Annotated in this window: 18 protein-coding genes and 1 pseudogene; 12 read left to right on the forward strand and 7 right to left on the reverse strand. The window is 67.2% G+C overall.

Annotation, left to right across the window (positions count from 1 at the left end):
* Positions 1 to 126 precede the first annotated feature (126 nt).
* Positions 127 to 843, forward strand: coding sequence for a GNAT family N-acetyltransferase (locus ON40_RS47125; protein WP_040832540.1), 717 nt, complete (start codon positions 127 to 129; stop codon positions 841 to 843).
* 22 nt (positions 844 to 865) lie between these two features.
* A complete protein-coding gene (locus tag ON40_RS47130) occupies positions 866 to 1,168 on the forward strand; it encodes a hypothetical protein (protein WP_051194643.1) in 303 nt (100 codons plus the stop codon).
* A 78-nt stretch (positions 1,169 to 1,246) separates the two neighbouring features.
* On the opposite strand, the gene ON40_RS47135 is transcribed toward ON40_RS47130, so the two are convergent.
* A complete protein-coding gene (locus ON40_RS47135; RefSeq protein ID WP_040832541.1) occupies positions 1,247 to 1,969 on the reverse strand; it encodes a GntR family transcriptional regulator in 723 nt (240 codons plus the stop codon).
* 184 nt (positions 1,970 to 2,153) lie between these two features.
* Between ON40_RS47135 and ON40_RS47140 the strand changes: the two genes are divergently transcribed.
* The 4 genes from ON40_RS47140 to ON40_RS47155 all read left to right on the forward strand — a co-directional run bounded on the left by ON40_RS47140 (position 2,154) and on the right by ON40_RS47155 (position 6,805).
* Positions 2,154 to 3,656, forward strand: coding sequence for an MFS transporter (locus tag ON40_RS47140; RefSeq protein ID WP_051194644.1), 1,503 nt, complete (start codon positions 2,154 to 2,156; stop codon positions 3,654 to 3,656).
* Between the two features lie 45 nt (positions 3,657 to 3,701).
* Entirely contained in the window at positions 3,702 to 4,772 is a 1,071-nt protein-coding gene (locus ON40_RS47145; protein WP_040832542.1) for a zinc-binding dehydrogenase, read from the forward strand.
* Complete coding sequence (locus ON40_RS47150) at positions 4,769 to 5,941, forward strand: amidohydrolase family protein (RefSeq protein WP_040832543.1); 1,173 nt, start codon at positions 4,769 to 4,771, stop codon at positions 5,939 to 5,941. The genes ON40_RS47145 and ON40_RS47150 overlap by 4 nt, the downstream gene beginning before the upstream one ends.
* 525 nt (positions 5,942 to 6,466) lie before the next feature.
* Entirely contained in the window at positions 6,467 to 6,805 is a 339-nt protein-coding gene (locus tag ON40_RS47155; protein ID WP_040832544.1) for a hypothetical protein, read from the forward strand.
* Between the two features lie 25 nt (positions 6,806 to 6,830).
* Here the strand turns inward: ON40_RS47155 and ON40_RS47160 are convergent, their stop codons facing one another.
* Complete coding sequence (locus tag ON40_RS47160; RefSeq protein ID WP_157186846.1) at positions 6,831 to 7,013, reverse strand: hypothetical protein; 183 nt, start codon at positions 7,011 to 7,013, stop codon at positions 6,831 to 6,833.
* Between the two features lie 181 nt (positions 7,014 to 7,194).
* Here ON40_RS47160 and ON40_RS47165 point away from each other — a divergent pair, with 181 nt between their 5' ends.
* Entirely contained in the window at positions 7,195 to 7,530 is a 336-nt protein-coding gene (locus ON40_RS47165) for a cupin domain-containing protein (protein ID WP_040832691.1), read from the forward strand.
* Between the two features lie 4 nt (positions 7,531 to 7,534).
* Here ON40_RS47165 and ON40_RS47170 read toward each other — a convergent pair whose 3' ends face one another.
* Both ON40_RS47170 and ON40_RS47175 read right to left on the reverse strand, forming a co-directional pair.
* Positions 7,535 to 8,005 carry a DUF8821 family protein gene (locus tag ON40_RS47170; RefSeq protein WP_040832546.1) on the reverse strand — a complete coding sequence of 157 codons (471 nt, stop codon included), beginning with the start codon at positions 8,003 to 8,005 and terminating at the stop codon, positions 7,535 to 7,537.
* 80 nt (positions 8,006 to 8,085) lie between these two features.
* The gene (locus ON40_RS47175; RefSeq protein WP_040832547.1) at positions 8,086 to 8,763 is read right to left on the reverse strand and encodes a DUF1345 domain-containing protein; all 678 of its coding nucleotides are present in this window, start codon (positions 8,761 to 8,763) and stop codon (positions 8,086 to 8,088) included.
* Positions 8,764 to 8,906: 143 nt separating this feature from the next.
* Here ON40_RS47175 and ON40_RS47180 point away from each other — a divergent pair, with 143 nt between their 5' ends.
* On the forward strand, positions 8,907 to 10,085 hold the full coding sequence (locus ON40_RS47180) for a DUF2236 domain-containing protein (RefSeq protein ID WP_373282094.1): 1,179 nt from the start codon (positions 8,907 to 8,909) through the stop codon (positions 10,083 to 10,085).
* 60 nt (positions 10,086 to 10,145) lie between these two features.
* Here the strand turns inward: ON40_RS47180 and ON40_RS47185 are convergent, their stop codons facing one another.
* Complete coding sequence (locus ON40_RS47185) at positions 10,146 to 10,712, reverse strand: YbhB/YbcL family Raf kinase inhibitor-like protein (RefSeq protein WP_040832549.1); 567 nt, start codon at positions 10,710 to 10,712, stop codon at positions 10,146 to 10,148.
* A gap of 154 nt (positions 10,713 to 10,866) precedes the next feature.
* On the opposite strand from ON40_RS47185, the gene ON40_RS47190 reads away from it, so the two are divergent.
* Positions 10,867 to 11,562 carry an LmeA family phospholipid-binding protein gene (locus ON40_RS47190; protein ID WP_040832550.1) on the forward strand — a complete coding sequence of 232 codons (696 nt, stop codon included), beginning with the start codon at positions 10,867 to 10,869 and terminating at the stop codon, positions 11,560 to 11,562.
* 34 nt (positions 11,563 to 11,596) lie between these two features.
* On the opposite strand, the gene ON40_RS47195 is transcribed toward ON40_RS47190, so the two are convergent.
* Together ON40_RS47195 and ON40_RS51040 are read right to left on the reverse strand one after the other, a co-directional pair.
* Positions 11,597 to 12,172 carry a nuclear transport factor 2 family protein gene (locus tag ON40_RS47195; RefSeq protein WP_040832551.1) on the reverse strand — a complete coding sequence of 192 codons (576 nt, stop codon included), beginning with the start codon at positions 12,170 to 12,172 and terminating at the stop codon, positions 11,597 to 11,599.
* A 1-nt stretch (position 12,173) separates the two neighbouring features.
* Positions 12,174 to 12,362, reverse strand: a pseudogene (locus tag ON40_RS51040) (TauD/TfdA dioxygenase family protein); the annotation flags it as partial.
* A gap of 239 nt (positions 12,363 to 12,601) precedes the next feature.
* Here ON40_RS51040 and ON40_RS47200 point away from each other — a divergent pair.
* From ON40_RS47200 to ON40_RS47210, 3 genes are all read left to right on the forward strand, one after another.
* Positions 12,602 to 13,195 (forward strand): TetR/AcrR family transcriptional regulator, encoded by a 594-nt coding sequence (locus ON40_RS47200; RefSeq protein ID WP_040832552.1) that lies wholly within the window; start codon positions 12,602 to 12,604, stop codon positions 13,193 to 13,195.
* Positions 13,192 to 14,091 (forward strand): NADP-dependent oxidoreductase, encoded by a 900-nt coding sequence (locus tag ON40_RS47205; protein WP_040832553.1) that lies wholly within the window; start codon positions 13,192 to 13,194, stop codon positions 14,089 to 14,091. Before ON40_RS47200 ends, ON40_RS47205 begins: the two co-directional genes overlap by 4 nt.
* Before the next feature lie 222 nt (positions 14,092 to 14,313).
* On the forward strand, positions 14,314 to 15,441 hold the full coding sequence (locus ON40_RS47210) for an NDMA-dependent alcohol dehydrogenase (protein WP_040832692.1): 1,128 nt from the start codon (positions 14,314 to 14,316) through the stop codon (positions 15,439 to 15,441).
* The last annotated feature ends 220 nt before the right edge of the window (positions 15,442 to 15,661 follow it).

A 15,661-nucleotide genomic window follows, 5' to 3' on the forward strand; every position in this document is an offset into this window, starting at 1 on the left:
GTGTTCCTGTCCGTGCGGCGAATAGGCGACCATGGTCACGATGCTGTCCGGAGGGTGCGGCGTCAACGATTGAAATCAGCTCGAGCCAAGGGAAATATACTGTGGGCGAGCAGAATTGAACGTTTCGTGACGATCGATACCACTGTGGGATCGCAGACCTCGCTGCACCCTCTCGACGATCCCGTGCGGACCTCGCTGCTCGGTGCGCACCGTCGGTTCGCCACCTGGGTGGGCCGGATCGGACGCTACGACCCGCAGGTCGCCCGGTTCGTCGGCCATCCGCCGGTACTGGACGAGCAGGACTGGGCCGATCTGGCGACTGTGCTGGGGCCGGGCGGTTCGACCGGACTGCGCGGGCACGGCCATATTCCCCCGGCGAGGTGGACGGTGCTCGACGAGATCGGTTCGGTGCAGATGGACGGCACCGCACTGGATGTCGCGCCGGATCCCGATCTCGAGGTGCTCACCGCGGCGGATGTGCCCGAGATCCTCGAGCTGATCGCCCGAACCCAGCCGGGACCGTATGCGCGACGGACCATCGAGATGGGCGCCTATCTGGGCCTGCGGATCGACGGCAGACTGGTCGCCATGGCCGGTGAGCGCCTGCATCCGCCCGGCTGGACCGAGATCAGCGCGGTATGCACCGACGCCGAATTCCGCGGCCGCGGCATCGCCACCCGCCTGATCCGCGCGGTCGGCGCCGGTATCCGCGCCCGTGGCGAACTCCCGTTCCTGCACGCCGTCGCGCACAACACCACCGCGATCGACCTCTACCGCACTCTCGGTTTCACTCTGCGCCAACGTTCGGCGCTGACCGTCGTCCAGGCTCCGGGGGCGCCCTGACCCCGGCGCCTACCTGAAGTCCATGAACTCCGACCCGCACCGCGCCAACCTCGCCTACATCCAGGTCGTCGGCGTCAGCGACCGAATGGAACAACACCGCCGCACCCGCCGCCGCTCCTGGGCCCGCCTCCTGGAACTGTCCGTAGCTCCCATGGTCGGCCCCACCGCCCGCCTCCGTGGCCCCGGCGACCTGGGCGCGAGCGTCCTGATCGGCGCAGTGAACGGCCTGGCCCACGAATGGCTGATGACCGACCCCCGCCCACCCATCGAAGAACTCGTGGATCTCCTTGTGCCCGTTGCGTTGTCGCTGATCGCAACAGACTGATATGCGATCGACCCCACACCGGTCCGACAACCTGATCGAGGTATCCGCTCCAGGCGCTTGCTCTTGCGGTGCTTGTCCTCAGGGCCGGTGGGGATGGACGGCACTTTCGAAGATCACCCGGACGGTGTCCGCGCGCAACCAACGATGGGTCAGTGACACGGGGCGGTCGGTTACGGTGTCGGTGTTGAGGCTTTCGACGTACCAGCCCAGGCTGGAGGTGGGGGCGTCGAGGTGGGTGGCCACTTCGGGGGCGAAGATCTCGGCGGTGGCCCGGACCCAGGCGCGTTGCGGGGTGAGGCCGAAGTTGATCAGGACCTCGTGCAGGGAGTCGTTGACGCGCATGGCGGCGGCCAGGTCCGGGACCAGCCGGGCGGGAATCCATTCCACGCCCCAGGCGGCCGGGCGGTCGTTGACGTAGGACAGCCGCACCAGGCGATGACAGTGTTCGCCGGGGTCGAGCCGGAGTTTCGCGGCCTGCTCGTCATCGGGGACCTCGACGGTGCACGAGCGCACCACACTGCGCGGGACCGCGCCCGCCTCGCGGACCGTGGCACTCCAGGAGGGAGCGCGGTCGGCGTCGATGCGGTAGTCGATGCGGTGGCTGGCGAAACTGCCCGCGCCACGAACCCGGCGGATGACGTTGCGGGCGGACAGTTCCTGGAGCGCGCCGCGGGCGGTCGAGCGTGCGACGCCGAATCGCTGGGCGATCTCGTGTTCGCTGGGCACGCGGTGACCGTCCGGCATCGCGCGGATCTCCTGCGCGAGCTGCCGAGCGATCTCGTGGTACTTGAACTCGTCCACGTCAGCGGACTCTAGTACGCCCAGGCACCGCCGGATCGGGGGACAGCGCACATCTTGTCCGGACAACTGCCGGGAAAAAGCCGGGAGTGTTCGTCACGACGCCACCCTGCTGCCCGATCGGGTTCACCGGTTTGTCGCACCGTGGTCAATCGAACTCGCGTGATCGGACGCGGTGTCGCAGTAGGTGAGGAGTCGGCATGATCAGGCCGAACTGTCCGAACAGGGCAGCGATGAACACAGGTACGACGATGCGGGACGAACTCGCCCGGACCGTGCGGGTGCGGCGATGACCGCGGCGGTGGGCGTCCGCGATCAGCTGGACAATGCGCCGGTCAGCCGATTCCACCTGAAGGCCGCGGTCACCGCGGGGATGGGATTCTTCACCGACTCCTACGACCTGAACGTCATCGGGACGGTCATGCTGCTGGTCGAACCGGAGTTCCATCTCGACGCCGGGCAGGTCGCCGAGGTCACCAGTTCGACCTTGCTCGCGGTGGCGATCGGCGCGTTCGTCTTCGGTCGGCTGGGTGATCTGCTCGGCCGACGTCGCGTCTACGGGCTCGAGGCGCTGCTGATGATCCTCGGCGCCCTCGGCTCGGCCTTCGCCCCGAACTTCCTGTGCCTGTTGATCGCTCGGTTCGTGCTGGGTATCGGCATCGGCGGCGACTATCCGGCCTCGGGGGTGCTGATGGCCGAATTCGCCAACCGCCGCAACCGCGGGCGGCTGGTCGGATTCACCTTCCTGTTCTACGTACTCGGGCAGGTCGCCGCGTATCTGGTCGCGTTCGTCGTGGTCTGGGCGGGCGCTTCACCGGGGCTGTCCTGGCGGTTGATCCTGGGGCTGGGCGCGGTGCCGTCGCTGCTGGTGCTGTGGAATCGGCGGCACATGCCCGAATCGCCGCGCTGGACGTTGGCGATGACCGGCGACGTCGATCGAGCGGCCACCGACCTGGCGGCCTTCTCCGGACGTGAGGTCCGCGCCCAGGCCACCGACCGCACCCGTTCACGTATGCGGTTCGGCCAGGCGCTGCGCTCGCGCCGGTTCCAGCAGACGCTGCTGGGCACCGCGGGCAGCTGGTTCCTGTTCAATGTCGCGGTGTACGGCAATTCGGTGAGTCAGCCGCTACTGATCCACAGCATCGCCCCGCACACCAGCACACTGGCCAATATCGGGATCAATGCCCTGCTCGTGGTCGGATTCAGTTTGACCGCCGCGCTGATCGGCCTGGCCGTGCTGGACCGGATGGGACGTCGGCCGCTGCAGATTCTCGGGTTCTCGCTCAGTGCGCTGTCGATGCTGCTGATCACGATCATTCCGGGTCTGACCACGACGGTGACGCCGTTCGCCCTGGTCTTCGGATTGTCGTTGTTCGGCATCGCCTTCGGCCCCAACTACACCACGGTGCTGCTGGCCGCCGAGAGCTATCCGACCCCGGTCCGCAGCACCGCGTACGGGATCTCCGCGGGTACGGCGAAGATCGGCGCGTTCGTCGGCGCCCTGGTCACGCCGGTCGTGCTCGCTCACCTCGGCCTGCGCCCGACCACACTCATCGCGGGCGTGTGCTTCCTGCTCGGCATCCTGACCACACTGGTAGTGGCCGAACCGCGCGATGTCGCACTGGACGAACCCGAAGTGCCGGACAGCGCGCCGGTCACCGAACCACCGGCCGTGGCGAGTTCGGCATGAGTGTGGCCGAGGTCCGATGGGTGAACCGACCGTAGGGAGTCCGGAATGAGCGAGATTTCTGTTCGGTACGCACGATGGGATGCGGTGGGTGAGCCGTTCACCGTGATCGACGGCGTGACGCCCGCGATCCCCGCCGACGGGTGGATCCTGGCCGAGATCGATATGGCGACGATCTGCGGCAGCGATCTGCATACCGTTCTGGGACACCGGAATTCGCCTGCGCCCAGCATCCTCGGGCATGAGCAGGTGGGTCGGGTCGTGGGGTTGGGCCGGAGTGCGCGGCCGACCTATTTCGACGGGGCGCAGATCGGCCTCGGGGATCGGGTGACCTGGTCGGTGACCGCCTCGTGTGGTGCTTGCGAGCAGTGCCGGGCGGGGAGGGAGCAGAAGTGTGCGCGGCTGCGGAAGTACGGGCATGCCGAGTTGACCGCGCAATGGCCATTGAACGGGGGATTCGCGACGCACTGTCTGCTCGCGCCGGGCACCACCGTGGTGCCGGTGCCCGGCGAGCTGCCCGACCGGGTGGCGTGTCCGGCCTCCTGTGCGACTGCCACGGTTGCCGCGGTGCTGGATGCGGCGAACCGGGACAGTCCGGCCGGGCCGCGACGCGTGCTGATCACCGGTGCCGGAATGCTGGGTGTCACTGCGGCGGCGATGGCCTCGCGGGCGGGCGGGGAGGTCGTCGTGATCGACCCGGATGCCGATCGGCGGGCGCTGGCCGCCCGGTTCGGGGCGGATCGGGTGCTCGGGGCCGATGAGCGGCCGAGCGGGTTCGATATCGCGATCGAGCTGTCCGGGAACGCCGCCGCGGTGGAAACCTGCCTGGCATCGGTGGGTGTCGGCGGGCGCGCGGTGCTGGCCGGATCGGTGTCCAGCAGCAGGCCGGTGGCATTCGATCCCGAGCGGTTGGTTCGGAATCTGGTTACCGTCACAGGTGTGCACAACTATCGCCCGGGACATCTGGAAACCGCGGTCCGGTTCCTCGCCGACAACCACGAGCGGTATCCGTTCGCCGAGTTGGTCAGCGGCGGTTACGGACTCGACCGGATCGATGACGCCGTGCGGGCCGCGGCCCAGGGGCCCGGCCTGCGGCAGGCGATAGTGCCCGCCGCGTGATCGGCCTGCGCGCGGCCCGCATCGTCACCGGGGAATCCGGTGACGCGATCTGCGGGCCGCGCTGGCTGACCGTCGACGGCGATCGCATCGTGTCCGTCGACGGCGAGCCACCGGCCGGTGCTGTCCTGCGAGATCTGGGGGAGCTCCAGTTGTGGCCGGGCATCGTGGATCTGCACGCGGATTCGCTGGCTCGATTCGAGAGTCCGCGTGCGGGGACGCGCATTCCGTTGGACGTCGCGCTGCACGATTTCACCGTCGACGCCGTCTCGCACGGCATCGTGCAGCCGTATCTGTGCGTATCGGTCGGCGAGGGGCCCGATCCGCAGAGCGGTTACGCCCGCGCGCACACGATTCTGCAGACCTTGGATGTCATCGAGGGGGTGCTGCCGGTACCGGTCCGCGTTCACTTGCGCGTGGACACGGGCGATCCGGGATCGATCGCTGCTGCCGAGGTGCTGCTGGACCGGCACGCCGATCGAATTCGGTTGGTATCCACCATGAATCACACGCCCGGACAGGGCCAGTATCGCGACGAGGTGAGCTGGCGAGCCGCCATGGGTGCGCGCCTGCACCTCGGCGACGGCGCCCTCGAGCACTGGCTGACCCGGCTGCGGGCGGTCGCAGCCGAGGATCCCGCACGCCGCCGGGCCGGCGCCGAACTGACCCGATCCGCCGGTGCGGTCTATGCGACCCATGATCCCGGCACCGCCGCCGACGTACGCGACGCTCACGAAAACGGTGCGCGCATCTGCGAATTCCCGATCACCGCCGGCGCGGCCGCGAGTGCGCACGGACTCGGGATAGGTGTCGTCATGGGCGCACCCAACGCCTGGCGCGGCGCGTCGCATCTGGACAATCTGTCCGCTCGCGAAGCCATTGCCGCGGGCACGGTCGACGCGCTCACCTCCGACTATCACAGCGGGGCGATGGTCCGTGCCGCAATCGAACTCGTGCGCGCGGGCCTGTGCTCCGCGGACCGGGCGGTCGGGTTGATGACGGTCGGTCCGGCGCGGCTGGTCGATGTTCCCGCGCCCGCGGCGGACGGTGTGCTCGCCGAGGCTCGGCCCGCGACGATGATCGCCGTGCGTACCGGCCCGATCCCGGCCGTAGTCGCGACCTGGTTCCGGGGTCGTCAGGTCGGCGGGCCGCTGGTCGAGGGCCGTGGGTGATTCCGGAATGTCTTCTGTGTCCTGATGATTCGTTCGGGTCGGCATTACCGAATCGGTACCGGGGAATTCTGTGCCCGAGGTACAAGATCAGGAATGATGGAACCGCACGGGTGGCTCGGTAGGTCCGGTCCGCCGCCGATCCAGACACCGCGGACCATCGATTGCCATCTGGTAGCCGAATGCTCTAGACAGGATCGGTCGAGATTTGCTATATCGCCGAAATGATAACTCACATCGGAAGTTTCGCAATCTCTAGCTCCGGATTCGGTGGATATGTCCGAAATTAGCTACGACACGCGAACCGACTTCGCGGAGATGTTCGAGAAGTAGCTGCGATGGCTCTAGAGTGGTGCGCGCCGCAGTACGCGGACTGCTCCCGGGGTGGAGCCGTCGGAGTGACCGAGTACGTGGTGCTCGATGGGTGGGGAGGCTTCCCGTGACACGTGGGCGACTCATGCCGGAAGCCTCCTCGCCTGCGCGTGCACCATGCGGGGCGGCGCTGAAATCTATGAGGGGAGAACGATAATGGGTTCACGGTCCGAGGTGTTGCGTCTCGTGGGCGAGGTCACCGATCGCTATGGTTCGCTCGAGGCGTTCTTCGCCCGGCTACGCGCGGAATTCGATGACCAACCGACCATGCAACTACCCGTGATCGATCCCGCCGCGATCGAACCGGTGGCGTGGTCGGCGGTGCCGGAGGATGACGAGATGTCCACGCCCGCCGCGGAAGTCGAGTCAGCGGCGGAATGCGACGACGATTACGACGACCGATACGTCGACGAGGACGACAGCGACGAGGACGAGTTCGCGGTCGAGCCGCAGCGGACCGGCGTGTGGGGCCGGCTGACCGGCCTGATGCGGTGAGCGAGCCCGGATCGACTGTGCGCCTTCACAGATCGGCGGTCTCCGGGAACAGCTTCTCGGCGCGTCGCAGTGCGGTGGCGAAATTGGTCAGGATCACCAGGGATGCATCGGACAGGCCGTCGGCATTGCGCGTCAGCCGACGTATCGCACCCTGCGCGAACGCGTCGATCACTGCTCTGTCCTCGTGCTGAATCCTGATCTCCGACACGCGATCCTCCCGTCCAACGAGACCGCGTCCCCGAATTGTCGCGCCGATCACGATCCGCCTGCTGTAGGCCCATCGTAAGCGGACATGGTGCCGTTCATGGGAACATCCCCGTCCGAGGCATCGACAGATGCTGACTCGGCCGTCGCCGCGCCTGGATGATGTCGGTCGTTATCATGTGACCATGCATCCCGAGATCCTCACCCAGGACGGCTACACCTCCGCCACGGTCGCCGAATCCCCTGTCCGCGAACTTTTTCCGGGCATCCGGCTGCGTTCGCTGTGGACCGGGGAGTCCGGCGCGCACGCCCACGTCCTGGAAATGGATCCGGGCAGCACGTGGCCGCGCCGTGACGTCCACGAACCCGGCCCCGAGGAGGTCTACGTGGTGGCGGGCACCTTCAACGACGGGGCCCGCGACTATCCCGCCGGCACCTTCCTGCATGCTCCCGCCGGTACCTGGCACATCCCCAACACCGCCACCGGCTGCACGTTGTTCCTGTTCTATCCGGAGGGGTAGGCGGCTATCCGACGGGGTAGTCGCCCTTGATGACGAAGTAGGAGCCGCGGATGGTTCCGGCCAGTTTCGACTTCTGCCTGGCGAATTTGAACGCGGCCAGTTCGGTCGGGACGTCCATCCCGTCGGAGAGCTTGAACCCGACCGCCCGTTTGCCGAGCTCGTCGACCGAGTACATGACGTTGATCGACAGGCCGCTCTCGTAGAAGACGTAGTCGAAGTGCAGGTCCTCCACCTGGAAGGCGGTGGCTTCCAGCGGGGGTGAGGCGATGACGATCCCGCGTTCGTCCTCGAGGATCCGGCTCACCCGATCGATGGTCGGTTGGGCGTCCTTCGCGGGCTCCACCGTGAAAACGTGGCCGTACTTGTTCTTGAAGTATCGGGCCTCGTTGGCCCGCAGTCCGGCCAGCGCCGCCGCCACCGGCGACGATTCCAGGCCCACGGTCGAAACGGTGTCGAAGTCCACTGTGTAGGGCATGCCGAACTCCTCAGCTCTGGGCCGCAGCACTCCGGGCCGAACTCTACAACCTCACGCGCGACCTTCCGGCAACCGCGAGGTCACTTCAGGACGTTGACCGCACGGGCGATCACCAGGATCCCGGTGATGAAGGAGATCGCGGCCTGCACGGTCATCATCATCTTCGCCCAGCGGGACAGCGGCATGACATCGGTCGGACTGAACGCGGTGGCGTTGGTGAAGGCCAGGTAGAGATAGTCGACGAATTCCGGTTCCCAGTTCCGGTCGGCGAGCTTGCCCAACTGCATCTGCGGGAACAGCAGATCGGGATGTTTCTTGCGACCGTGTGCGCGCGCGGCCGGGCCACCGCGGTCGAATTCCCAGTACCACAGCGCGAAAACCAGCACATTGGTCAGCCAGACCCCCGCCCCGGAGGACAGCAACGCCCCCGGATCATTGCTGAGCTGCCCGTCGAGCAGGCCCTGGACCAGCCGATCCACCGACCACGCCGTCGCCACGCCCAGTAGCCCCGACAACGCCAGACTCGCCCACCGCAACCACTGCGCCTCCCGGTCGATTCGCACCGGATTGGCCACGATCAACACCACCAGCAACACCAGCGCCAACCCGGGAACCAGCCACGTCGGCCGCACCGTCAGCCGATCGGGCAGCCCCCACTGCAGGGCGAGCACCACGAGTACCGCGACGGTCGCGGCCACCCGCGATTCGCCCGCACTACGCCGAGCCCAGGCGGGAACCGAGTCGGTATCGTCGCTCACCGCGCCCAGTATTCCCCCTGGACTTACGAATTGGTGGGACTCCGGTCCGCTCGGATCGAGGCTCGGCGACGGGGATCGCGTTCGTTACTCCGCCGTACCGGCTCGCGACCGATCCGGAGGATGCGTCGGCGCTGCCGAAGTGGGTGGCCCAGCGAGCGCCGATCCTGACCGATGAGCGTGTGGTCGAACTGATCTCGACCGCGACGATGCTGGGCGGCACCGTCGCGGATCCGTTCGCCGCGCTGATGGCGCGACACAGCGTGACCAGTCTGGTCGGCATGGTCCGGCAGGCGTGTCGCGAGGGTGTCGAGGCGGTTCCCGACGCACCGCCGGAACTGGTCGCGTTCATCGCCGCCATGGAGGCCGCACCGCAATGGCTCGATATGGAGCTGGTCCACAAGGGCGCTCGGCAGGCTCGCGTCGATGCGGCACTGCTGTCGCCCTTCATCACCCGGGGCGCGTTCATCGCCACGTTCACCAATACCTATGCGGCGCTGCCGATGGCACTGACCGGTGCGTTGTCGGGGCGGCGCGCGGCCAGGCGGGTCAACGAGACGGCCAATTTCTTCGCGGTCACCACGCTGCCGGGTGCGCTGGATCGGTACGGTCCGGGATTCGAGGCGGCGGCCATGGTGCGATTGATGCATTCGATGGTCCGCTACAACGCGCTCGAGCGGTCGGATCGCTGGGATCCGGAGATCTACAGGGTGCCGGTGCCGCAGGTCGATCAGATGCCCGCGGGGATGATCGGCTTGTATCTGCTGGCGATCCGGATTCGCCGGGCGGGACGCACCGAATTCACCCGCAGTGAGCGCGCCCTGGTCGAATTCGCGCGCTACCGCTGCTTCCTGCTCGGACTGCCCGAGGAGCTGCTGCCCACCACGGCCGAGGGGATCATCGCGGTCTTCCACGCCCGCGCCGCGTTACTACGCGACGGATTCGACGATGCGACCTGCGGCGGACTGATCCGCTCGACGATGGCGGCCTATCTGCGTGCGGGCGAGAGCCGATTCGACCGGATCGCCGACTCGGTCGAGAAGAGTTACAGCACAGCCGGTTTCGTCCTCGCCTTCTGTCACGGCAATCGACATGTCGCCCGGCGGATGGGGGTTTCGATCGGGGTGCTCGATCTCGTGCGGATCGCGCTGACCGCGCCCTTCATCATCGGTCGCGTCCTGGCCGTGACCGGCGCGAACCGCATCCCGATGCTGCGCCCGGCCGTCGACCGGTATCTCACCCGGCTGGTGAAGCGCCGCCTGGCCGCCTACGGAAATCCCGAATTCGTCAGCGACGCGAAAACGTACACACCGATCGCGCACTGAGACGGGGTTGCCGCGGGCTCGCACCCGCCACCGCGAGAACGACTCCGGTTCGACCCCGGCTCAAGGGTTTTCGTAGGTGCCGTCCAGGCGGGCGCGGCCGATGACGTGGCCGGTGATGGCGGTGATCGTCTGGTCGAGGGTGAAACCCGCCGGGACATCCGGGATTCGGTCGAGGGCGAACAGTTGGAAGACGTAGGAGTGCGGGCCGTGTGAGCGGATCGGCATCGGGCCCGTCCAGCCGCGTCGGCCCAGACCGCCTCTGCCGTGCCGGATCCCGGGGACCGGGCCGGGTGCGGCGAGGGCGTTGTCCGGCAGGCCCGCCAGCGCGGGATCGATGCCCAGGGCCAGGGCGTGGGTCGCCGGTTTTCCCAGGGGCACATCGGGATCCTGCACGACGAGGGCGAGTTCGACGGTGCCGGACGGGGGTTCGGTCCAGGACAGGGCGGGGGAGATGTTCGCGCCGAACACCCGGCCGCGATATTTCTCCGGCATGGGCGCTTCGTGCTCGAAGGCGGGGCTGGTCAGCGTGAAGTTCTCCGGGGCCTGCAGGTCGGGGTGGGCCCATATCAGGGTGTGGTGACCGGCACGCCGGTTGCGCAGAGCGACGCCGAGGGGGTTCGCGGGCATGTTCGATACTCCTGTCGTTCGGGTCCATTGTGATCACCGGCTCGTCAGGTCTGTCGTCGGCACCTGTTCCGGACTTTCGACGGCGCAGCCGAGGCAGCGCTGCGCCGGGACGCGATCACCAGCATGATGGGGGGATGTCTGAACTGGTGGGTGTATGCGTGGATTCCTGATATTCCTGGTCGTGGTGGTGATCGCGCTGGTCGTCGGGGATCGAGCGGCGGTCGTGCTGGCACAGAACGAGATCGGTGACAAGATCGCCGCCGAGTACGACATGGCGAGTCGACCGATTGTCAGCATCGGCGGCTTTCCGTTCCTGACCCAGGCCGTGGCCGGGAAGTATCACGACATCGAGGTCCGCGCCGGGGACTGGACCGGGGAGAAGATCTCCGTCCACGACCTGGACGTCACACTGACCGATGTCGCCGCGCCGCTGAGCGATCTGCTGAATCGCAATACCTCGAATCTTGTCGCGGATTCGGCGACCGCGACGGCCCGGGTGCCCTACGACACGGTGCAGCGGTTCGCCCCGTCCGGCGTGAAGTCGATCTCCTACGGCACGGACGGCATGCACGTCAGCGGGACGTTCAAGGTGGAGGGCATTTCGGTCCCGGGCACCGTCGTGGTCACCGTCTCGCCGACCGAGAACGGCATATCGGTCACCCCGATCTCCGTTCAGGCCGCCGTCGGTGGTCCGAGCCTGTCGCTGTCCCTGCTGCGGCAGACGCTCACCTTCACCGTGCCCCTGCAGAAGCTCCCGCTGGGCGCGCAGCTCACGGCGATCCAGCCCGCCGCCGACGGCCTGCACGTCACCGCCGTCGCCCACTCGGTGCACCTGTCCGACGCATCGTGAGGTACGCCGCGACCGAACTTCGTGTCGCCCCGGATTACGCGGACCCGCCCCAACGGGCCGTGACCGGGGAGTCCGGTAGCAGCGGACGCCGGTAGGACAGATCGTCGGTATCGCGGGTGCCCTTCGGATAACCCTGGTCGGTGAAGAACGGAGATCGCAGGACTCGCGCGTCGGCGGTGCAGCTCACCTCCACGGTGGAGTGGCGTAACGCTATGCGCCAGTGTCCTTCTCGGCGTTCGAGGCGATCGATGTACCGTCCGCTGAGGATCTGGACGGTGCGGCCGTCGGCGCCCAGCAGCACCACGATCGAATAGCTCTCGCAGTGCGCGAGATCGCCATCGATCTCGCAGGTGTGCGTGGTGATGTTGTGCGTATGCACCTGCGAGGTCGCCGCGTGGGTGGCGTTGGCCCAGTTCGCGTAGTCCGCACCGGTATTGGTCGCATTGCCGTGCCGGTCGACGGCGTCGGGATGGTAGGCGCTGCCGATCAGCTCGGCGTCGTGCCGGTCGCAACCACGCGCGTGCCGGGAGATGCAGTCGAGGATCTCCGCGCGGTCCTCGAGGTAGCGCAGCCGCCGATTCAGCTCGGCCGCTTCGGATTCGGTGCTCATCTCAGGCCACCGCCTCGACGCCGGTGGGCGTCGTGCGATGCATGAGCCGCCGTGCAGTCGGCTCGAATTCGACCGCACGATCCAGCATTCCGGTGTTGTCCCAGATCACCAGATCCCCGCGCCGCCATTGATGCCGATAGCTGAACCGCGGTTGCGTCGCCCACTCCAGCAGTCGCGTCAGCAGCGCGCGTTCTTACGAGGCGAGCGCGGCATCGGTCTTCGACGGATCGAGGGTGTTCGTCCAGTAGCGCTCGACGCCGTTGTGCCGCAACGGGATCGGCCGCATTCGCGCCGGTCGCTCCCGTTGTCTCGACTCCGAACGGCTTTCCGGGACGAATGGCGGCAGGCATCGGGCCCTCCTTGTTGTACAGATGTATAAGAATCTAATATAAACTATAGAAGAGTTGGATTCTCAAAAGGAGAGGCTGCATGCGGGCGCAACGGGGAGTGGGTATTCGCCGTTCGGGCACCCGGGTCGACATCCTGCGGGCGGCCGGTGAGCTGATGCTGACGCAGGGATATGCCGCGGTCACCTATCGCGGCGTCGCGGCTCGGTGCGGGGTGACGCCGGGGTTGGTCCAGTACTACTTCCCGACGGTGGACGAGCTTTTCGTGGCGATCCTCGAATCGGGCACCGACGATCTGGTCGAGCGGCTCGCGCATGCGGCCGCCGCCGAGCAGCCGTTGCGTGCGGTGTGGGAGTACGCCAACGACAAGGACGGCGCGGCGCTGCTGCTGGAATTCATGGCGCTGGCCAATCATCGCAAGTCGATCGGACCGGTCATCGGTCGCGGTGGTGAGCGTCTGCGGCGAGCGCTGGTAGTCGCGCTGGAACCGGTATTGGAGCGATACAGGCTGGGCGACAACGGGATTCCCGCTGCCGCCGTGGTGTTCCTGATGTCCGCGATTCCCCGGATGATCCAGCTGGAGGAGTCCTTCGGCACCGTCACCGGACATGGCGAGATGATCGCGCTGGTCGAGAAATATCTGGACCGGGTCGAACCGAGGAAGGGCGCATCGTGAGGGCGGTCAGCCAGCTGCGCCTGGGTGAGCCGGAGGTGCTGCACACCGTCGAGGTCCCGCGACCGACGCCGGGGCCCGGTCAGGTGTCGATCCGTCTGGGAGCCACCTCGGTGAATCCCGTCGACTGCAAACTCCGCTCCGGGTATGTGAACTTTCTCGGGACGCCGCCGTTCACGCTGGGGTTCGACGTCTCCGGCACGGTGGTCGACCTCGGGCCGGACGTCACCGAATTCGCTGTGGGTGATGAGGTTTTCGGCATGGTGCACAGCCGCACCGGTACCTACAGCGAATATGTGCTGGCCCGCGCCGACACTCTCGCGCCGCGTCCGGCGGGGCTCGACCACCGCACGGCCGCCGCGCTGGCCACGGCCGGTCTGACCGCGTGGCAGGCGCTCGGCCACGCGGATCTGCCGGGGCGTCGAGTGCTGATTCATGCCGCCGCCGGGGGAGTCGGGCATCTGGCCGTCCAGTTCGCGCGGCATCTGGGCGCGCAAGTGATCGGCACGGCGCGGGCGGTCAACAACGAATTCCTCCGCGAACTCGGCACCGATGAGGTGATCGATTACAGTACAACGGATTTCACCGATCGATCGGCCGACATCGATGTGGTCGTGGATCTCGTCGGAGGTGACTACGGGAGTCGTTCGCTGCGAGTTCTGCGACCGGACGGCCGCTACCTCACCGTGCAACGGTCCGATGCCGAGCACGACCCGCGGGCCTGCTCGATCACCGGCGCACCCTCATCCGGCGATCTGGCAACGATCGGTGCACTCGTCACGGCCGGTCGAATCCGGGTCCACATCCAGCGCACGCTCGGCCTCGGCGAAGCGGCCCGTGCCCATCGGCTCAGCGAATCCGGCCGCGTCCGAGGCAAACTCGTCTTGACCCCGTGGTGACCAGCGACGATCGGTGCGCTGTCCGGTCAGCGGGACTCGACCTCGCAAAGTGCTGGACGACTGTCTAAACACCTGTATCATGCAGAGGTCTCCATGGCGCGCCGGATGGGACGCGGGCGTTGCATCGCGCGGTCTGCGCGGGCCCTGGACCCTCGATCCGAGTTCGTTCCGATCGTCGCGCACCAGCCCCGCGGCGATCCCGATCGTGAAAGCAGTGTGACGATGAAGACACAAGGCGCCCTCCTCTGGGAATTCAACCAGCCCTGGTCGATCGAGGAGATCGAGATCGGCGAGCCGCGCCGCCGCGAGGTCAAGGTGCGGATGGAGGCGGCCGGGATGTGCCACTCCGACCACCATCTGGTCACCGGCGGCATTCCGATGGCGGGTTTCCCGGTGCTGGGCGGGCACGAGGGCGCGGGCGTGATCGTCGAGGTCGGGCCGGAGGTAGAGGATCTCGCGGTCGGCGACCACGTCGTGCTGTCGTTCATCCCTTCCTGCGGGAAATGCCCGTCGTGCCAGGCCGGTCTGCGCAACCTGTGCGATCTGGGCGCGCTGCTGCTGGCGGGCACCTCGGTCAGCGACGGCTCGCATCGGGTCACCGCGCGGGGTAAGGACGTCTTCCCGATGACCCTGCTGGGGACCTTCGCCCCGTACGCGGTGGTGCATCAGAGTTCGGTGGTCAAGATCGATCCGACGGTGCCGTTCGAGGTCGCCTGCCTGGTCGGCTGCGGCGTCACCACCGGATACGGTTCGGCCACCCGTGCCGCCGACATCCGCCCCGGCGAGGACGTCGCGGTCATCGGTATCGGCGGTCTGGGCATCGCGGCGTTGCAGGGCGCGGTGCACTGCGGGGCGCGCTACATCTTCGCCGTCGACCCGATCGAGTGGAAACGCGAGCAGGCGTTGAAGTTCGGCGCGACGCACGCCTACGCCACCATCGAGGAGGCCACGGCCGCGTGCGCGGAGATCACCGCGGGCGGTATGGCCAAGAAGGTCGTCGTCACCGTCGGGGAGGCGCACGGCCGTGACATCGACACCTGGCTCGGCATCACCGCCAAGGCGGGCACCTGCGTGGTCACCGCGATGGGCAATCTCGTCGAGAACGAGGCCACGCTGAACCTGGCCATGCTGTCGCTGCTGCAGAAGCGGTTGCAGGGCACCATCTTCGGCGGCGGCAACCCGCACTACGACATCCCACAGCTGCTGTCGATGTACAAGGCGGGCAAGCTGAACCTGGACGACATGGTCACCCGTCAGTACCGCCTGGACCAGATCAACGACGGCTACCAGGACATGCTCGACGGCAAGAACATTCGCGGCGTCATCCGCTTCACCGACGCCGATCACTGACTCGCACAGAGGTTTTCCGCATGCATCCGCGACGCATGCGGAAACCCGTGGCAGGACGTCATCCGGGTCGCCGAACTTCTCGGCTACACCGAATCGGATCTCACCGGCGAGAACACGATCAAGGTCGATGCCCGGCACGGCATTGATCTGGATGCCGTGCCTGAACTTCGCTTCTGAACCGCTCGTCGCTGTTGCAGGGGCGATGGTGTGATTGACAAGT

It is taken from the genome of Nocardia jiangxiensis NBRC 101359 (genome assembly GCF_000308615.1).
In the GTDB taxonomy this organism is placed as follows: domain Bacteria; phylum Actinomycetota; class Actinomycetes; order Mycobacteriales; family Mycobacteriaceae; genus Nocardia; species Nocardia jiangxiensis.

What these genes read in the sequence shown, in the direction of transcription:
- ON40_RS47130 (WP_051194643.1), top strand. Translation starts at nt 866, where the DNA reads ATGAACTCCGACCCGCACCGCGCCAACCTCGCCTACATCCAGGTCGTC.
- ON40_RS47145 (WP_040832542.1), top strand. Translation starts at nt 3,702, where the DNA reads ATGAGCGAGATTTCTGTTCGGTACGCACGATGGGATGCGGTGGGTGAG.
- ON40_RS47155 (WP_040832544.1), top strand. Translation starts at nt 6,467, where the DNA reads ATGGGTTCACGGTCCGAGGTGTTGCGTCTCGTGGGCGAGGTCACCGAT.
- ON40_RS47165 (WP_040832691.1), top strand. Translation starts at nt 7,195, where the DNA reads ATGCATCCCGAGATCCTCACCCAGGACGGCTACACCTCCGCCACGGTC.
- ON40_RS47170 (WP_040832546.1), bottom strand. Translation starts at nt 8,005, where the DNA reads ATGCCCTACACAGTGGACTTCGACACCGTTTCGACCGTGGGCCTGGAA.
- ON40_RS47185 (WP_040832549.1), bottom strand. Translation starts at nt 10,712, where the DNA reads ATGCCCGCGAACCCCCTCGGCGTCGCTCTGCGCAACCGGCGTGCCGGT.
- ON40_RS47190 (WP_040832550.1), top strand. Translation starts at nt 10,867, where the DNA reads ATGCGTGGATTCCTGATATTCCTGGTCGTGGTGGTGATCGCGCTGGTC.
- ON40_RS47195 (WP_040832551.1), bottom strand. Translation starts at nt 12,172, where the DNA reads ATGAGCACCGAATCCGAAGCGGCCGAGCTGAATCGGCGGCTGCGCTAC.
- ON40_RS47200 (WP_040832552.1), top strand. Translation starts at nt 12,602, where the DNA reads ATGCGGGCGCAACGGGGAGTGGGTATTCGCCGTTCGGGCACCCGGGTC.
- ON40_RS47210 (WP_040832692.1), top strand. Translation starts at nt 14,314, where the DNA reads ATGAAGACACAAGGCGCCCTCCTCTGGGAATTCAACCAGCCCTGGTCG.